Consider the following 16,218-nt stretch of genomic DNA (forward strand, 5'->3'; position numbering starts at 1 on the left):
AAACAGTATGACATAGGTCACCAGGGGCCACAAGGCCGAGTTATCGCATTAATAGGTGCTGAGAAGGCCGGTCAGTACTCGCCCTTGATCACGAAGTAGGAGCCGCGGATCACGCCTGCCAACTTTGATTTCTGGCGGGCGAACTTGAAACGGGACGCCAGTTCCTCTGGAATCTCCATGCCTTCTGCCAGCTTGAATCCGACCGCCCGCTTCCCGCCGTTTTCGATGCTGTACATAACGTTGACCGACAGCCCCGACTCGAAGAACACATAGTCCATCCGCAAGCCGTCGACTTCAAAGGCGGTTGCCTCGAGCGGGCGGGAGCCGATGACAATCTCGCGCTCCTCTTTGAGGATGCGGTTCACCCGGTCGACCACGTCCGGAGCCTCGCTTGCTGGGCTAACGGTGAAGACGTGGTCGTACTTGTTGCGGTAGTAGCGGCCCTCGTTGGCGCGCAACCCGGCAAGCGCCTCGGCGACCGGCGACGGTTCCAGGCCGACAGTGGAAACGTCCTTGAAGTCAACAACGTACGGCATACGTCCTCCTGATCAGGTGTGTTGGTCCAACGATAACGTGAGGCCATGCGACGGAGTTTGGACGCCATTCGGTGGGTGAAAAGTCTCTCGCTCGTTCAGGGAATCCGTGAAAAACTCTAAGTGTGAAAATGGGCCCTGACCGTATGGCCGAGCACCTTCAAGGATGGCTGAAGGCGCTGGCCGATGTCGGTGCGGCAGTCAACCGCGGCGTTTCGCTGGGCGAGCTGTTGGACCTGATCGCCAGGACCGCCGGCAAATTGATGTCCTATGACTTCTGCGCGATCACCATGCCGGATGCGGCATCGCAAGTCCTGATGATCGAAGGCTCCTACGGCCTCTCAGCCGACTACATCCGGGAAATAAACGCAACACATCCGATCCGGCTTCATGGCGTTCATACGCCCACCCCGTCGATCCAGGCATTCACCATGGGCGTTCCCGTACAGATCGAGGACTTTGGAAGCCACCCGGCGATGCTCGTTTGGAGAGCCGCGGCAAAAGACCAAGGTTTTAACTCCATGATCGCCGTGCCTTTGAACTCCGCCGATGAAACACTCGGAACCCTCAACTGCTACACCCGCTCGACTCACCACTTCACCAAGGAAGAAGAATCGCGCCTTTTGATGTTGGCAGACCAAGCCGCCTTAGCTATCACCACCAGCCGCCTGCGCTCCCAACAGGCAGAGCGGATCGCGGTCCTCAACGGCCTGAACGAGTCGCTTGAGGCGCAGTATGAACTGCAAAGGCAAGCCGAAGCGATCCACGATCGGTTGACAGCCCTGACGCTCGAAGGAGGCGGAGTCAGGGCCCTTGGCGGAGCCCTGACAGAGATCCTGGATCGTCCCGTCGCGGTGTGCGAGACCAACGGGACCATCCTCTACAACACCGAAGGTGATGGCGCATCGCTCCCGGCTGCCCTCCTCGCAAACGCCGCTGACCTCCCCCTGCCCGATGTCATGTCCGCGGGCAGTGCCGGGTTGCTGGCCGAGGTGAACCTTCCGGATACAACAGGGACCCGGACCTTTGTCCGCGTCCCGGTAATGATCAAGGACAAGGTCATCGCGTGGATCTGGACGAGCGGGACAATCTCCGAGCTCAGACCGCTGGACCGCCAGGCGCTGGAAAGGGCCGCGGCGCCACTGGCTTTGGAACTCCTCCGGACCCGGACAGCAACCCAGACAGAGTGGCGGGACACTGGCGAGATTCTCTCCGCGCTCCTGTCGGGCAGAGGGCACGAAGCCACAGCGCTCCTGGCCGAAGCCGCACGGCTCGGCCACGACCTGTCACTGCCCCACGCAGTCATCGCAGTCCAGTTTGACCCCCGGAACGAACGTACCCTGCCGCACTGGCTTACCGCCAAGTTCGCACAAATGGCATGGCAAATTTCACCAAGGCCGCTGCTTGGACCATACGGTGGGTTCGTTGTTGCTCTCTGGCCGATGGTGCCAACCAGGCGGATCGACCAAATGCGTGGCATCGCCGACAAAGTCAGGCAGATCCCTTCAGGACACGGCCAAAGCACGGATCCCGCGTACGTTGCCATGACGGGACCGGTCACAAACATCGCCGACTATCCGGCAGCTTTTGCAACTGCCCGCGGAGCTGTTGAGCTGGCAGCCCTTCGCCTGAATCCCCCCGGGACCATTGTGTTGAGCGACCTGGGCTTGACGGGGCTCCTGCTTCAGCTCCCGGATGTGTCCGCCCTGAACCACTATGCGGACGACGTGCTTGGCCCGTTGCGAGGCAACGACCCGGCTCAAGGTGCTTCGCTTCTGCCGACCTTGTCAGCGCTCATTCGCAATAACCTCAGCGCGGGCAAGACCGCTGAGCAGCTGCATATCCAGGAAGACACGGTCGTCGAAGCCCGCCGACAGATCGAGGCTCTTCTCGCACTGGACCTTTCACGCGTTGCCGACCTCACACGCATCTCGACGGCCCTCGAAGTCCACGACGTCATCGAAACCAGGCACAGTCAGAGCAATATCGACGCCTGATTCCCACTGGGCGGAACCAACCGAAGGCACTCCCCCAAAGCCTGCCGCCACCTGAAGAACGGCATAGCGAAAGGGTGCACCTCCCCGGGGTGCACCCTTTTCGCGTCAGCCAATGAAAGTTACTTCACGAACTGGTACAGCAGCGCCGCCATTCCGAAGCCCACAACCGAGAGCACGGTTTCCAGGACCGTCCACGTCTTCAGGGTGTCCTTGACGGACATGTTGAAGTACTTGGAAATGATCCAGAAGCCGCCATCGTTGACGTGGCTGGCGATGATGGAACCGGAGGAAATGGCCACCACGATCAGGGCAAGCTGCGGCTGGGAGAACCCGGAGGCCAGGCTGGGTGCCAGGATGCCGCCGGTAGTCACGATCGCCACGGTCGCCGAGCCCTGGGCGATGCGCATTCCCGCACTGATGACGAAGGCGGACAGGATGATCGGCAGGCCGGCCTGGGCCAGTGAATCCGCCACAGCCTTGCCAACGCCGGTGGCGGAAAGGACCGCGCCGAAGAAAGCGCCTGCGCCCACCACCAGCAGGATCATGCCCACCGGACGCAGGGAGGAGCCGGTGATTTCGCTGAGTTCGTCCGGCGTCATGCCGCGGCGGATGCCCAGCAGCCACATGGCCAGCAGCACAGCCATCGTCAGTGCGATCGCCGGGTTGCCGAAGAACGTCAGGACATCACGGAACGGGCCGGCGGGGGCGAAAATATTGCCGAACGTGCCGCCGAGGATGAGGATCATGGGCAGGCCGATGGCCAGCAAAACGAGGCCAATGGACGGTTCGTGGCCCTTGGCTTCCTCGGATTCGGGAACAATCCGGTCCTCCGGAACATTGACCATAACGCGCTTGCCGATCCACGTGCCCCACAGGATGCCGGAGGCGAACCAGGCCGGGATGCCGCAGATGAGGCCCATCAGGATGATCCAGCCGAGGTCCACGTGGAACAGGCCGGCGGCGGCAACAGGTCCGGGGTGCGGCGGCAGGAAGGCGTGGGTGACGGAGAGGCCTGCCAGCAGCGGCAGGGCGTACAGTGCGAGGGATTTGCCGCCGCGGATGGCCGCGACGTAGACCAGCGGGGCCAGGACGAAGATGCCGATGTCGAAGAACACCGGGATGCCCAGCACGAAGCCGGTGATGCCCATGGCGAGCGGGGTGCCCTTTTCGCCGAAGATCTTCACGAGCCGTCCGAGCAGCACCTCCGCACCGCCGGACCGTTCCAGGATGGCGCCCAGTACTGTGCCGAGGCCGATGATGACCGTGATGTGGCCCAGGATGCCGGCGAAGCCCTTCTCAATGAGGGCGTCGCTGCTCTTGGTGGCTGAGCCGACCAGGGCCTCCACTGAGATCCCACCCACCAGCGCCACGATCACGCCGGTTCCCACCAGGGCGATGAACGGCTCGAGCTTGACTTTGATGATCAGGAAAAGCAGGAGGGCGATGCCCGCGCCTGCCAGGAGGAGCAGGCCGGCGGTGTCGTGCCGCAGCCATTCAAGAAATTCATTCATGGACGTTTCTTTCTGGGTAAGTCCTACTTGAGGGTGCCGGTGAAGGCGGTGGCACGTGCCGCGATGTCTGCCCAGTCGCCGGCAGCCACAGCTGCCGGCGGGACCACGCTGGTGCCGCAGCAAACTGCAGCAGCACCGGCGTCGAGGTAGCTCTTGGCGTTGGAGGCGTCAATGCCTCCTGAAGGCAGCAGCCGGATGCCCGGGTACGGGCCCTGCAGGTCCTTCAGATACACCGGGCCGAGCTGCCGGGCGGGAAAAATCTTGACGGCGGCGGACCCCAGATCCAGGGCCTGGGCCACCTCGGTGGGCGTCATGGCGCCGAGGCTGAACGGGATGCCGGCGGCTACGGCGACGGCGGCAACCTCCGGCCGCAGGCCCGGCGTCACTAGGAACTGCGCGCCGGCGTCGATCGCTGCCCGTGCCTGGTCCGCCGTCATCACCGTTCCGATCCCGACGGCGGCACCGTGCTCGGCTACAGTCTCCGCCGCGCGCCTGACGTGCTTGAGCACATCCGGGGTGGTGAAGGTCAGTTCGACGCTGTGGATGCCGCCGTCGGCCAGTGCCCGGCAGAGATCCGCGGCGTCCGTGATGGACGGAGCCCGGACAACGGCCAGGGTGCGGTCGGCTTCAAGCTGCCGGACGAATTGTTCAGGAGTCATGCTGTCCTTCTCTAGTGACGCTGTCTTCTCGGGTGAGTCCGTCGCTGCTGCGACGGAGGGCGCGGCCGGCGCGGGCGCCGGTGGGTTTGCCGCCGTCGATCGCCGCCGTGCCGTTGACGAAGACGTAATGGATGCCGCTGGCGGCTTGCCGCGGTTTCTCAAAGGTGGCTTCGTCGCGGATGGTTTCCGGATCGAAAAGTACGACGTCGGCCGCGTAGCCTTCGCGTACCAGTCCCCTGTGGTGGAGCTTGAGTCGTGCGGCGGGGCGGCCACTGAGGTGGTGGACGGTCTCTTCGAGGCTGAGCAGACCGAGGTCCCGGGAGTAATGGCCGAGGTAGCGCGGGAACGTGCCCCAGGCCCGCGGGTGCGGCTTGGCGCCGACCAGGAGCCCGTCGCTGCCGCCGGTGTGAGTGCGGTGCTGCATGATGGCCCGGACGTTTTCCTCGTGGCCGACGTGCTGGAGGATGCCGGTGCCGAGGCGGTCGTCCGTGAGGATCTGCGCGAAGACCTCGAACGGTTCCCGGTTTGATTCTGCAGCGATGTCCTTGATGGACTTCCCCACGTAGCCTGCTAGGGCCGGGTTCTGCACCCCGCTGATTTCCAGGGTGTCCCACTCGGCAACCACGCCGTGGCAACCGTCGGAGCCGTAGATCTCCACGCTTTCACGGATCTTCGCCCGGGTTTCGGGAGCGGCGAGACGGGCGAGCGTGGCTTCGGTTCCGCCCGATGATGCCCAGCTGGGGAGGATCGCCGAGAGCGTGGTGGCTCCGGGGAGGTACGGGTAGGTGTCGAGCGTGATGTCCACGCCGTGGCCCAGTGCTTCGTCGATCAGGTCCAGCAGTTCGCCGGCGCGGCCCTTGTTCTCGGCGAAATTCATGGTGGCGTGGGAGAGATGCAGTGCGCAGCCGGTGTCCCGGCTCAGCCCGATCATCTCGGCGTAGGCACCCAGCGCGCCCTTGCCGTAGGAGCGGTGGTGCGGTGCGTAGAAGCCACCCAGTTCGCCCACGGTCCGGCAGAGACCGGCGAGTTCCTCGGTCTGCGCGTACATGCCCGGGGTGTAGGTGAGGCCCGAGGACATTCCGACGGCGCCTTCCTCCATTGCCGCGCGGATGACGTCCTGCATCTGTTGCTGTTGCCCGGGCGTCGGGTCCCCTTCGGCGAAGCCCATCACCATGGCGCGGACGGTTCCCTGCGGGACGAGGTACGCGGCGTTGGTGGCGATGCGGCCTGTGTTGCCGTCTTCATCGGCGACTTCGGCGTCGAGGCGGTCGAGGTACTCCCCCACGGTCCGCCAGTTCCAGTCGAAGTCCGCCGGGTTGTCGTTCCAACCGGCGATCTTCTCCCGCACGCCGGCGAGCGTGGCCTCGTCCACGGGCGCATAGGACAGTCCGTCCTGGCCCAGCAGCTCGGTGGTGACGCCCTGGCTCAGCTTGGCGTAGTGGTCCCTGTTGACCAGCAGCTGGAGATCCGAGTGCGCGTGCATGTCTATGAAGCCGGGGCACAGGACCAGGCCGGTGGCGTCGATCGTTCGGTCCGCGCCGGTTTCCGCTGCGGTGAGGGTTCCGGCGCCGGCGACGGCGGCAATCACCGTGCCGTCCAGCAGGACGTCCGCGGGGCGGCGGTCCGCTCCGGTTCCGTCCACCAGGGTGGCGTTACTGATGAGTGTCTTCATGGGTTGTCCTAGAAGAAGGTATGGATGAGGTCGACGACGGTCCGGTCGCCATCTGGGCCGCTGTCCGCCAGCACCGGGATGACGGTCCATTTGTCGAAGGCTGTGCATGGGTGGGACAAGCCCAGCCGGACGACGTCGCCGGGGCGCACGGTGGTGGTGCCGGCGTCGAAGGTCATAAAGCAGTGCTGATCGTTGACCGAAGTGATTTTGGCTCCAACCAGGGGTTCCATGGGACCGCCGAGTTCTGCGCCGATGAGCTGGGGCTCCGGCAGGCCTTCATCGAACGGAAGGTCCCGCTTGCCGGCGTCGAGGATGGCCAGGCCTGGTTCCGGCTGCGAGACAACCCGGGCCCAGCCGTGCATCCCGGCTTTGAAGGGGCTGCCGCCGTCCCGGGAAAACGGCGAGATTCCTCGGTAGAAGCCGTCGTCGTGGATGATGTAGGCACCGCTGCGGATCATCAGGTCCACGCTCTTTGAGCCTGTTGCCGTGCCATCGCTGATGCACGGCGACAGGACCGAGACGACGTCGTCGAAGTACGCACTGCCGCCCGCAGTGAGGATCACGGAGTCTGTGCCGTAGAGGCGGTCGGCGAGCAGCTGCTCGTGAAGCAGCCGCATCTGGGCGAGGTAGCCGCGGACGGCGGCCAGTCCGGCGTCGTCCGCTGTGTGCGCAAGCGACCCTTCGTATCCGCTGACGCCGACCAGACTCAGGTTCGGCGAAGCGGAGATCGCGCGGGCCACGTCCATGGCGGCCTCGACGCCGCGGGCACCGGTCCTGCCACCCTTCGCACCGAGCTCCACCAGGACATCCAGCACGGCATCGCTACCGGCCAAGGTCCGGTTGATGACGTCCACGGTTCCCACCGAGTCCACCCACGAGAGAATCGGCGCGTCGTCGGTGGCGGTGCCGGCGACCCATTCGATGGCGTGCGGATCGGTGAGGCTGTTGGCCAGCTGCAGGTTCCGGACACCGAACCCGCGGGCCACGCGGAGTTGCGCGAAATTGGCCAGCGTGATGCCCCATGCCCCGCGATGGAGCTGCTCGGACCAGAGCTGCGGCGACATGGTGGTTTTGCCGTGCGGCGCCAGCAGCACGCCATGTTCTTTGCACCAGGCGGCCAGGCGATCGGCGTTCGAACGCAGGGCGTCGGCGTCGAGGGTCAGCAGCGGCGTCTGGAGGTCGGCCAGCGTGTGCTTGGCGGCGACGAACTCAGCGTGGGTGGTGCCGTTGGCGGTGGACGGAATGGCTTTGTGCCGCCAATCGAGCCGACGGTCTGCGAGACCGGCCACGGCGGTTGCCGAAATGGCTTCGGAAGTGTTCACGCGTTGATTCCCTTCGCGGTGCTGCGTTTTTGAAGCTGCGTTGTGGGGTGGTGTTCGGTGAGGCTTTCGTTAGCGTTGCGTATTTTGCAACGCTGGTTGCAAACCTGCTGGTGATATGTCTAACATGGTGGCGGATGGTCAGTCAAGGCCGCGGCAGGACCGCAGAGCCGTCCCATCCGCCGCGGAACGCTTTGTATCGCGGCGTCCGAGTGCCGCTGAAAAGCGCAAAAGTGAGTGTGGGAGATACATGCTTTCAGCTGTATGTGTTGGCGAGACGATGGCCATGCTTACCCCTGCCCAGGCCGTCCCCCTGCATCTGGCTACCGAGCTCCATTGCGGGATCGGGGGCGCCGAGTCCAACGTCGCCATGGGCCTGGCAGCCATGGGCCTGGACACGCATTGGGTGGGCCGGGTAGGCCGCGACGGATTCGGAACGCGGATCGTCAACGAGCTCAGGGACCACGGCGTGGGTGTCTCCGGCGTCGAGGTGGACGGGTCCCTGCCCACGGGCGTTTACGTGAAGGTCCCGGCGCAGGAAACAGACCCCGACGGCGGCAGTTCAGTTTTGTACTACCGGCAAGGATCTGCGGCCTCGGCCATGGGGCGCGGCACGCTGGCCAATCCCGCTGTGGCATCCCTGCTGGAAGACGCGGCACTCATCCACCTGAGCGGCATCACCGCGGCACTCTCCCCGGAATGCCTCGGGCTGCTTGAGGCCATCCTGACCGCACCACGGAACGGCCGTATCATCAGCTTCGACGTCAACTGGCGGGCCGCCCTGTGGGCCGGCCGGGACCGTACGGTCCTGCAGCGCCTTGCGAACCTTGCCGACGTGGTGCTTGTTGGAAAAGACGAGGCCGAACACGCCTTCGGCACCACGGACGAGGCCGAACTCCGCCGGATGATGCCGGACCCGGAGGTGCTGGTCATCAAGAACGAGGCGATCAGCGCGATCGCACTGGCGCGCGGCGGCAGTGCCGGCGGCGCGGCTGACACGGCTGGCACCCGGGAGGAAGTTCCCGCACTGTCCGTCGACGTCGTCGAGCCCGTAGGCGCCGGCGACTCCTTCGCCGCCGGTTACCTCAGCGGCATGCTGTTCGGCCTGGGCCAGAAGGCGAGCCTCCGCAGGGGGCATGTTGCAGCCGCCTGCACCCTGTCCGTCCATGGCGACCGGGGTCCGCTGCCTCCCGCTGAGCAACTGGCCGCCATCCTCGATTCTTCCGATGACGGCTGGGCTGCTATCCATGTTGTAGGCGGACATTTCAACACCAGAACCGGAGCGTGACACCTTGAGCCAGAGCCTCATGCGGGCCATCGACCTGCTCGCCGAACTCGCCGCGAAGCCGGCCACGCTGGACGAGCTTTCATCCAGGGCCTCCGTGCACAAAACCACCGTGATGCGGCTCCTGCACGCCATGGAGGAGAAGCGCTTTGTAGTGCGCGACGAAGGCCAGCGGTTTATGCTCGGCTCCAAGCTGTTCGAGCTGTCCTCCCTCGCGCTGGAACAGCGGGACATCCGCAAGGTGGCCCACCCGCACCTGGCCGAACTGAACGGCCGCACCGGGCACACCGTGCACCTCGCGGCCTTCGAAGTCAACGAGGTGGTGTACATCGACAAGTTCGAGTCGCACCACCCCGTCCGCATGTACTCGCGCATCGGCCTGACTGCATCGTTGCATTCGGCCGCCGTGTCCAAGGTCCTCCTCGCCGACATGCCGCGCAGCCGGCAGGAAAAGATCGCGGCGGGGCTGGACTACATCAAAGTTACCGAAAACACCCTGACCTCACCGGAGGCCCTGCTGGCCGAACTGGAGCAGGTCAGGATCCAGGGCTGGGCCCACGACAACGCCGAGCACGAAGCGTTTGTGCACTGCATCGCGGCCCCCATCCGCGACGCCAGCGGCGCCGTTGTTGCCGCAGCCTCCTGTTCGGTACCGGTAGTGATGCTCAGCTATGAAGGATTGCTTGAGCTGCTGCCCGACCTCAAAGCCAGCACCGAGGCCATCTCCAACGACCTCGGCTGGATCAGCCACGAAAGGAACTCAGCATGAGCGAAAAGACAGTAGTACTGACCGAAAACGCCCCCGCCCCGGCGCACGTTTTCTCCCAGGGCATCCAGAAGGGCGGATTCTTCCAGGTTTCCGGCCAGGGCCCCATGGACCCTGCCACCAACCAGTACATCGGCGAAGGCGACGTCCGCGTCCAGACCCGCCGCACGCTGGAAAACGTGAAAGCCATCCTCGAGGCCGGCGGATCCTCCGTGGAGGACGTCCTGATGTTCCGCGTGTACCTCACCACCCGCGACGACTTCGCCGCCATGAACGAGGTCTACGGCGAGTTCATCAAGGAGAACGTCCCCAGCGGCGCGCTTCCGAGCCGCACCACCGTTTTTGTGGATCTCCCCCACGAGGTCATGCTCGTCGAGATCGACGCGCTGGCGGTTACCGGCTAGCCTGCTGCACTCATAACGGCGGCGGCGGCGCCGGGAACGACGGCTGATGGGCAGTAACCAGCCAGTCGGCTTCCCTGGCGCTGTCGCCGTCCGTCGTCCGGACCGGAAGGCCGTTCCGCGCCCCAATACTCGATGCCGCCGATCATTTCCCGGACCGGGTAGCCCAGGGTGGCCAGCGCCAGCGCTGCGAAAGTGCTGCCATTGCAGCCCGGTCCCCAGGAGTAAACCACCACCGGGGTGCCTGCCGGGATGAGCTCCGGGGCTCGGGACGGGATGTCCGCGGTGGGAATATGTACGGCTCCAGGGATATGGCCGTGCTCCCAGGAGGCCAGCCGCCGGGTGTCCACCAGCATGAATCCGCCTGACGGAAGGCAGTCGGCCACGTCCATCACGTCTATCTCGAACTGCAACTTGGACTGGAAGTGGGCGGCTGCGTCCGTATGGTCTGTGTTCATCCCTGTCCTGTCTTGCGGCGACCGCCGGTTCGGCGTCGTGATCCCTTATCCAGCTGTTCACGATAGTCGGCGGAAAGATTTTCCGTGATTCGTCTTGCGCACGGTGCCGCTGATCCTTCAGACTGACTACAGATCCGCAGGAATTCTTCCGCCGATCCGGACCGCCGGCATTCTCCGGCCACCGCCCCATCAAAGCATGCAGGGCACCCCTCTCGAACCACAGCCTTCAGCCTCCCTGGGATTTTTCCCGGCCAGGAGGCGCGCCTGCCCAGCCCTCAGGCAATTACTCTCCCCGAGAAAGAGACTTCGATGATCAAGCGCCAGTCTGACCTCGTCCTGGAAATCACCGCCTATGACCCCCACACGGTTGAAAACGACCTCAACACCGCCGTGGACATGGCCCGCGAACACGCCATGCAGGAACGCCGCCACGGGATCCTCGTCACCCAGCACGGCTACACCAGCTATACGGTGGCCGTCAGCCGCGACGTCCCTTTCGGCCAGACCCGCGAACGCCGCGAATAGCCCGGTCTCCTGCACAATCTGCGGCAAATTTCACGCTTTGACCCTGTTTCGTGAGGGCATGCCGGCGGCTTGCCGGTGCCGGGCGACTGCGTCCGTGTTTCCGCAGCGGGCGCTGCAGTAGCGCTGCCTGCCGGCCTTGGAGTTGTCGATGAACGCCCTGACGCAGGCCGGCCGGGCGCAGGTGCCGATCCAGGCGATGAACAGTGCGAGGCCGCCGGCCGTGACTGCCTTAACCCGGGACAGGATGTCGTCACCCTCGGGGAAGAGATGCAGGTGGGGACGGGAATCGTCATGTGTCGTCAACGAAATCCTCCCCGCGGAGCGATCGAGGAGCGCGTTGATGGAGCGGCATCGCTCATCAACGGTTTGGGCGGCGAATGCCGACGCCAGTTCGACTGCCCAGCCGTACAGGCCCTGCTCCGCGGCAGCATCCAGCCGTGGTTCCCGAATGCTGAACTCCCGCAGGACAGCCTCCAGGTCGTCTCCTGCCTGGGCGTTTACCAGGGCAGCGGCCAGTTGGGCTCCGACCTGGTTTTCATGGCTGTATCCCATACCCAAAACTGTAATGGTTGAATGACATCAACCCATTACCGGATGCTGGTTTTATGCATGAACATAACTGGCAAACCCTCTCCCGGCACACCACATCAACCGGAACCGTCACATACTCCCGCTGCCCCTGCGGCGTCCACACCATCTTGCTCGAGGACGGCAGCGAGAACCTCCTCGCCGCCGTCGTGGAACGATGAAAGCGTCATCCGTTGCCGTCCTGTCTGGGCTTCCGGCAACCACTGGCCAGAACTGGTCTGGCCTTGTCGCCCGGTCCACGGACCAGGCGTCTCGCGCGGTTGGAGGAATACGGCTAGCGTGACGCACATGGCTCAGGCAGCCCCGCATGTACGCGCGTGGATCGGGACGATCGTCTTCCTCTTCCTCGCGCCCGGCGTCGTCGCAGGCCTCATCCCGTGGCTCATCTCAGGCTGGCGCTGGCACAGCTGGGGCGGCTCGGCCTGGGTCGTCGTGCCGATCGGCTGGGCCGGCATCGCTACCGGGGTGGCATTCCTCCTTCACACTTTCGCCCTGTTCGCCATGCACCACGGCACGCCTGCTCCGGTCGCTCCTACCCAGACTCTCGTCGTAACGGGGGCCTACCGATACGTGCGCAACCCGATGTACCTCGCCGTGCTCACCATCATCCTCAGCCAGGCACTGCTGTTCGGCAGCTGGTTGCTCGTGCTCTACGCCGCTGTTACGTTCACCGCGGTCCTCGCGTTCGTAAAAGGCTACGAGGAACCAACCCTCACCAGCACGTACGCCGAGCAGTACCTTAACTACCGGCGCAACGTCCCGGGCTGGTGGCCCCGACGCACGCCGTGGCGGCCGTGACGGCAACAGCCGGGCTGAACAGGATGGGCATCAGACGCGGGTGGGAGGCAGGGGCAGCTTGTCTCTGCCACCGCGGCCGGAGGCTCCTCGGCTGGGACGTCGGCTAGTTCGCCCTTCACTGCGCTGGAGCGTCATGCAACGGCCGTTCCCGCCGCCGGCAACGTGCGGCACGCACTCCAGAAAACCTCAAAGCTCCCGCTGAGCAGGTAACAGTCCGATAACCCGGCGGTTCATATTGTGGAGTCACCGCCTCCACTCAGGCCCACCGGCTATCACAAGCCGTACCTCACCACATCAGATATGGGAGAAGAAACACCATGAAAAAGATCAAGACTGAAATCGACAAAGTCCTCGAACAGCTCGTGGCCGACCGGCGCGAAGAGGTCATCCGTTTGCAGACCAGCCAGGCCAGCCGGCTGCGGGAACTTGAAAGCAGGGGACAAACCCGGCTGTCCCAACTGCAGGACACCTTGCCAGGTGAATTGGGAGAGGCCTTCAAAGCCCAAGAGCGTTCGCACGAGGAACAAGCCGAGCAGACCCTCCAACTGACCACCTCACTGAGCAAGGAACTGTCCGCCGCGTCTTCCTCGATTGAACAGACCACGTTGCACCCGGGCGTTGGTGCCGCATTGAACGCCAGTGCGGCTGCCGTCGGCTGGCTTACCCCCTACTACGGGACGCTGCACGGTTCGAATGGGACCGTGTACTGGCAGGGCTACAACCCCGGCACCATAGATGCCTCGGTATATGCCAACGGTTCAGGATCGGGACTGTTCGGTACCGGCGCGGGATCCTTCACTGTCTACATGGACTGGTGGTTCACCTACAGGGCGCCGGAGAATCGCAACTACTCCCATTCGGTGTCGGTTCCCTTTAACGGTTTCTACATCGTCCGGGCCGACGACGGGTTCTGGGACTCGAAGGAAGCCCATGCACGAATCGACCTCTCAGCCGTCGGCTACCAATACAACTACAAAGCTACCGGCACCGCCAACGTCCTTGACGTCCGCGATGACAACATCAACGTCAACGATCGGTTCGATGGATGGCGGAACATTTACTATTCGGACCTATTGGGAGCCGACCAGGCTTACTTGCGCGTTACTGCCTCCCTGTACGTCTACGCCCGGGGCGGCGGCTCCACCGCCCAGCTGAACTTCAGCGACGGTTCCGCGAACTACCTCGGTGTTCCCTGGGTGTACGTGAACTGATATGTAGGTGTTCCTTGTCAAGAGGGCAAGGGTGAGTGGTCCAAGGCTGGTTTGTCTTGGACCACTCTTTTGTGTCCGTTCCCTGCTTGGTCCGGTTGGCTGGCGCGTCGTGATCGACGGGGGGCGCTGTCAGACTGATATGCGCGGGTTGGTTACCGCAGGACGAGGTGTTCGGCTGGAGGGGTGCCGCTGGTCTAGGAATGTCGGGCGTCACCGGCGTTTGCCGGTTGTCCATAGTTCAGTCGCGGGTCTCCTCCACGCTGCCGAGCGGTCCGGGTCGGGCCGGGAACGGCGCACGTCTATTCATTCGTCCATGGCTGTTCCTGTTGTACCGGGGCGGCGAGGGACCAGCACCAGCCGGCCAGTTCGCGGGCGACGGCGACGTTGACGATGACCCGGCGTTTGTGCCGGGCTCGAACTGCTCCCACTTGTGGTGGAGTCGGTGGTTGCCTTGGTGGCCGCGGACCCGGGACGCTTCGTCGGCTGCGTCCCAGCGGGAGCGCATGTCACGGCTGGCATTGGTGTAGGGGCGGCGGTGGTGCCAGGCGGCCTCGACCAGCAGACGGCGGGCGTGGGTGTTCCCGTCTTGGTGATGGCCCCCTGGGACCGGGAGGCGCCCGAGGAGTGCTCCGAGGGGACCAGGCCCAGGTATGCACCGATGGTGCTGCCCGTGAAGCGGGTCCAGTCGCCGATTTCCACCGCCAGGCCGAACGCGGTCAGCACCGAGATTCCGCGCAGACACATCAGGGAGTGGACCACCGGGGCATACCGGTCAGTTGCCGCCAGAGAGGTTATCTTCGCGTCCAGCCGGTTTCTGCGGTCCAGCGTCAACTCCGCTGTCTCGAGCCCGGCTTCGTAGGCGGCCTGCAGTGCAGGGTCGTCAAAGTGTTGCCGGTGCAGCCAGGTGTGGTGGGCGTCGGTCCAGGCATGGCCGCCGGAGTAGACCAGGCCGTGGCGCAGCAGGAGCTTTGAGACGCGGTGCCTGGCCCGCATGAGATCCGCGCGGACGTCCTCGCGGGCACGGACCAGATCACGGGCAGCCTCATCCGCGCGGCCCGGAACCCGTACCGGAGATATCTGCCCGAGCAGGGCCAACCGAGCCAGATGCTCGGCATCGCGGGCATCAGTCTTGACCCGGTCTCCGGAGGGCCTTTGCAGCTTGGACGGTGCGGCGACCAAGCACTCGATACCGGCGGCAGCCAGGAGCCTGGCCAACCCGAATCCCGTCGGGCCTGCCTCATAGACAACCAGGACCGGGCCTGGCAATCCTGACACCCACTCGGCTACCCCGGCATCGCTGGCCGCCAGGCTCTGGCGCAGGATCTCGCCTGTCTCGCGGTCGATCGCGCAGCCCTTCACACTGCGGGCATGGACATCCAAACCGACGTAAGTACGCTTATTCATGGCTGGAACCTCCAGACGTTCAAATGTGGCTCTACCAGTCCACACCCCGCACCTTCGTGCGGAAAGACGGACCGGCAACCCACGAAACTCTTTGAACCCGAGGTTCCAGTCCTATCTCAGGGCCAGCCCACCACAGTCATATCGTCTAGGTGTGCGGCAGCCACCACCCTGCCCACAGGAACGGCGGAGGAACAACAAGTTCCTCCGCCGTTCCTGTCCGCTGTCATAGGCGGGACGGGAATGAAGGGCCGCCCTGGGCATGGAGGCCCGTGCGTTAGCCATTAAGTGATAGCACGGAAGCGCGGTTCCAGGGTCGCCAGCAGACTGAAAGGACACTTTCACCACCGAAGTTACAAAGGATCCGGCAATGACAGACAATACGTGGACTTTGAATCTTTTGGGCTGCTGGCAGTTACGGCACCTCGGCCAACCGGTGCGGGTTGCGAGCCGGCAACGCCGACTGATCACCGCGCTGGCCCTTGTTGGGCCACGACCGCGAACGGCCATCGCGGGGCTGCTCTGGCCAGACAGCAACGACCAACAGGCCGCTGCCAGCCTACGGGTGGCACTGTGGCACGTGGCCCACGAACTTCCGGGCCTGCTGCGGGACGCCCAAGGCCAGCTGGCCTTGGACCCAACAGTGGCCGTTGACTTCCACGGCCTGCAGCACTCGCTCACGCACGCATACGCCGAGCACGTTTCGATCGAGGACTTGCGGACCGGAGAACTGCTGCCGGGATGGTACGAGGACTGGGTCATCGGCGAACAGGAGCGTTTCCGGCACCTGCGGGTCATGGCCTTGGACGCAGCAGCAGAGCGGGCCCTCGCCGAGGGCGACGCAGACACGGCCGAAACAGCGGCGCTGGCCGCAGCCAACCTCGAACCCCTGCGCGAGCGCTCGGCGATTCTCTTGGTTCGGGCTGAACTCGCCGCCGGTAACATCAACGGGGCCCAACGTTCATATCGCCATTTCCGCAGTCTCTGCCGGGACACGTTCGGCCTGGAGCCCGGTTTCCAGTTAGGCCAGTTGATGCGCTCGGAGCTGCAGGCGCGCGTTTCGGCCCTCGTTGGATCCTGATGATGGCGTCCAG

At 64.5% G+C, this 16,218-nt stretch carries 17 protein-coding genes; 9 read left to right on the forward strand and 8 right to left on the reverse strand.

The features are described 5' to 3' along the window. Positions 1–71: 71 nt before the first annotated feature. Positions 72–536, reverse strand: a complete 465-nt coding sequence (locus ABV518_RS16700; protein WP_367768903.1) for a phage tail protein — start codon at positions 534–536, stop codon at positions 72–74. Positions 537–679: 143 nt separating this feature from the next. On the opposite strand from ABV518_RS16700, the gene ABV518_RS16705 reads away from it, so the two are divergent. Then, positions 680–2,530, forward strand: a complete 1,851-nt coding sequence (locus ABV518_RS16705) for a helix-turn-helix domain-containing protein (protein ID WP_367769013.1) — start codon at positions 680–682, stop codon at positions 2,528–2,530. A gap of 119 nt (positions 2,531–2,649) precedes the next feature. Here the strand turns inward: ABV518_RS16705 and ABV518_RS16710 are convergent, their stop codons facing one another. From ABV518_RS16710 to ABV518_RS16725, 4 genes are read right to left on the reverse strand one after another with little or no spacing between them, the layout of a single operon-like run. Continuing rightward, positions 2,650–4,041, reverse strand: coding sequence for a GntP family permease (locus ABV518_RS16710; RefSeq protein ID WP_367768906.1), 1,392 nt, complete (start codon positions 4,039–4,041; stop codon positions 2,650–2,652). Between the two features lie 23 nt (positions 4,042–4,064). After that, complete coding sequence (locus ABV518_RS16715; protein WP_367768909.1) at positions 4,065–4,700, reverse strand: bifunctional 4-hydroxy-2-oxoglutarate aldolase/2-dehydro-3-deoxy-phosphogluconate aldolase; 636 nt, start codon at positions 4,698–4,700, stop codon at positions 4,065–4,067. Beyond that, the gene (locus ABV518_RS16720; RefSeq protein ID WP_367768912.1) at positions 4,690–6,372 is read right to left on the reverse strand and encodes an amidohydrolase family protein; all 1,683 of its coding nucleotides are present in this window, start codon (positions 6,370–6,372) and stop codon (positions 4,690–4,692) included. The genes ABV518_RS16715 and ABV518_RS16720 overlap by 11 nt, the downstream gene beginning before the upstream one ends. A gap of 8 nt (positions 6,373–6,380) precedes the next feature. Beyond that, positions 6,381–7,694: an alanine racemase gene (locus ABV518_RS16725; RefSeq protein ID WP_367768915.1), complete on the reverse strand. Its 1,314-nt coding sequence runs from the start codon at positions 7,692–7,694 to the stop codon at positions 6,381–6,383. Between the two features lie 247 nt (positions 7,695–7,941). Between ABV518_RS16725 and ABV518_RS16730 the strand changes: the two genes are divergently transcribed. From ABV518_RS16730 to ABV518_RS16740, 3 genes are read left to right on the forward strand one after another with little or no spacing between them, the layout of a single operon-like run. Further along, on the forward strand, positions 7,942–8,979 hold the full coding sequence (locus ABV518_RS16730; protein ID WP_367768918.1) for a sugar kinase: 1,038 nt from the start codon (positions 7,942–7,944) through the stop codon (positions 8,977–8,979). Between the two features lie 4 nt (positions 8,980–8,983). Then, on the forward strand, positions 8,984–9,745 hold the full coding sequence (locus ABV518_RS16735; protein ID WP_367768921.1) for an IclR family transcriptional regulator: 762 nt from the start codon (positions 8,984–8,986) through the stop codon (positions 9,743–9,745). Further along, positions 9,742–10,146 carry a RidA family protein gene (locus ABV518_RS16740; RefSeq protein ID WP_367768924.1) on the forward strand — a complete coding sequence of 135 codons (405 nt, stop codon included), beginning with the start codon at positions 9,742–9,744 and terminating at the stop codon, positions 10,144–10,146. Before ABV518_RS16735 ends, ABV518_RS16740 begins: the two co-directional genes overlap by 4 nt. On the opposite strand, the gene ABV518_RS16745 is transcribed toward ABV518_RS16740, so the two are convergent. Beyond that, entirely contained in the window at positions 10,143–10,601 is a 459-nt protein-coding gene (locus tag ABV518_RS16745) for a rhodanese-like domain-containing protein (RefSeq protein WP_367768927.1), read from the reverse strand. The genes ABV518_RS16740 and ABV518_RS16745 overlap by 4 nt on opposite strands. 309 nt (positions 10,602–10,910) lie before the next feature. Between ABV518_RS16745 and ABV518_RS16750 the strand changes: the two genes are divergently transcribed. Next, positions 10,911–11,126, forward strand: coding sequence for a hypothetical protein (locus ABV518_RS16750; RefSeq protein ID WP_367768930.1), 216 nt, complete (start codon positions 10,911–10,913; stop codon positions 11,124–11,126). 30 nt (positions 11,127–11,156) lie between these two features. On the opposite strand, the gene ABV518_RS16755 is transcribed toward ABV518_RS16750, so the two are convergent. After that, positions 11,157–11,678, reverse strand: coding sequence for a CGNR zinc finger domain-containing protein (locus ABV518_RS16755; RefSeq protein WP_367768933.1), 522 nt, complete (start codon positions 11,676–11,678; stop codon positions 11,157–11,159). A gap of 53 nt (positions 11,679–11,731) precedes the next feature. Here ABV518_RS16755 and ABV518_RS16760 point away from each other — a divergent pair, with 53 nt between their 5' ends. The 3 genes from ABV518_RS16760 (at position 11,732) to ABV518_RS16770 (ending at position 13,723) form a co-directional block, all read left to right on the forward strand. Then, positions 11,732–11,875, forward strand: a complete 144-nt coding sequence (locus ABV518_RS16760) for a hypothetical protein (RefSeq protein ID WP_367768935.1) — start codon at positions 11,732–11,734, stop codon at positions 11,873–11,875. Between the two features lie 127 nt (positions 11,876–12,002). Beyond that, positions 12,003–12,512, forward strand: a complete 510-nt coding sequence (locus tag ABV518_RS16765; RefSeq protein ID WP_367768938.1) for an isoprenylcysteine carboxylmethyltransferase family protein — start codon at positions 12,003–12,005, stop codon at positions 12,510–12,512. Between the two features lie 317 nt (positions 12,513–12,829). Beyond that, positions 12,830–13,723, forward strand: a complete 894-nt coding sequence (locus ABV518_RS16770; RefSeq protein WP_367768940.1) for a hypothetical protein — start codon at positions 12,830–12,832, stop codon at positions 13,721–13,723. A gap of 303 nt (positions 13,724–14,026) precedes the next feature. Here the strand turns inward: ABV518_RS16770 and ABV518_RS16775 are convergent, their stop codons facing one another. Beyond that, on the reverse strand, positions 14,027–15,127 hold the full coding sequence (locus ABV518_RS16775; RefSeq protein WP_367768942.1) for an IS110 family transposase: 1,101 nt from the start codon (positions 15,125–15,127) through the stop codon (positions 14,027–14,029). 562 nt (positions 15,128–15,689) lie between these two features. On the opposite strand from ABV518_RS16775, the gene ABV518_RS16780 reads away from it, so the two are divergent. Continuing rightward, the gene (locus ABV518_RS16780; protein ID WP_367768945.1) at positions 15,690–16,205 is read left to right on the forward strand and encodes a BTAD domain-containing putative transcriptional regulator; all 516 of its coding nucleotides are present in this window, start codon (positions 15,690–15,692) and stop codon (positions 16,203–16,205) included. Positions 16,206–16,218 lie beyond the last annotated feature (13 nt).

Source organism: Arthrobacter sp. HS15c (assembly GCF_040812005.1).
Taxonomy (GTDB): Bacteria; Actinomycetota; Actinomycetes; order Actinomycetales; family Micrococcaceae; genus Arthrobacter.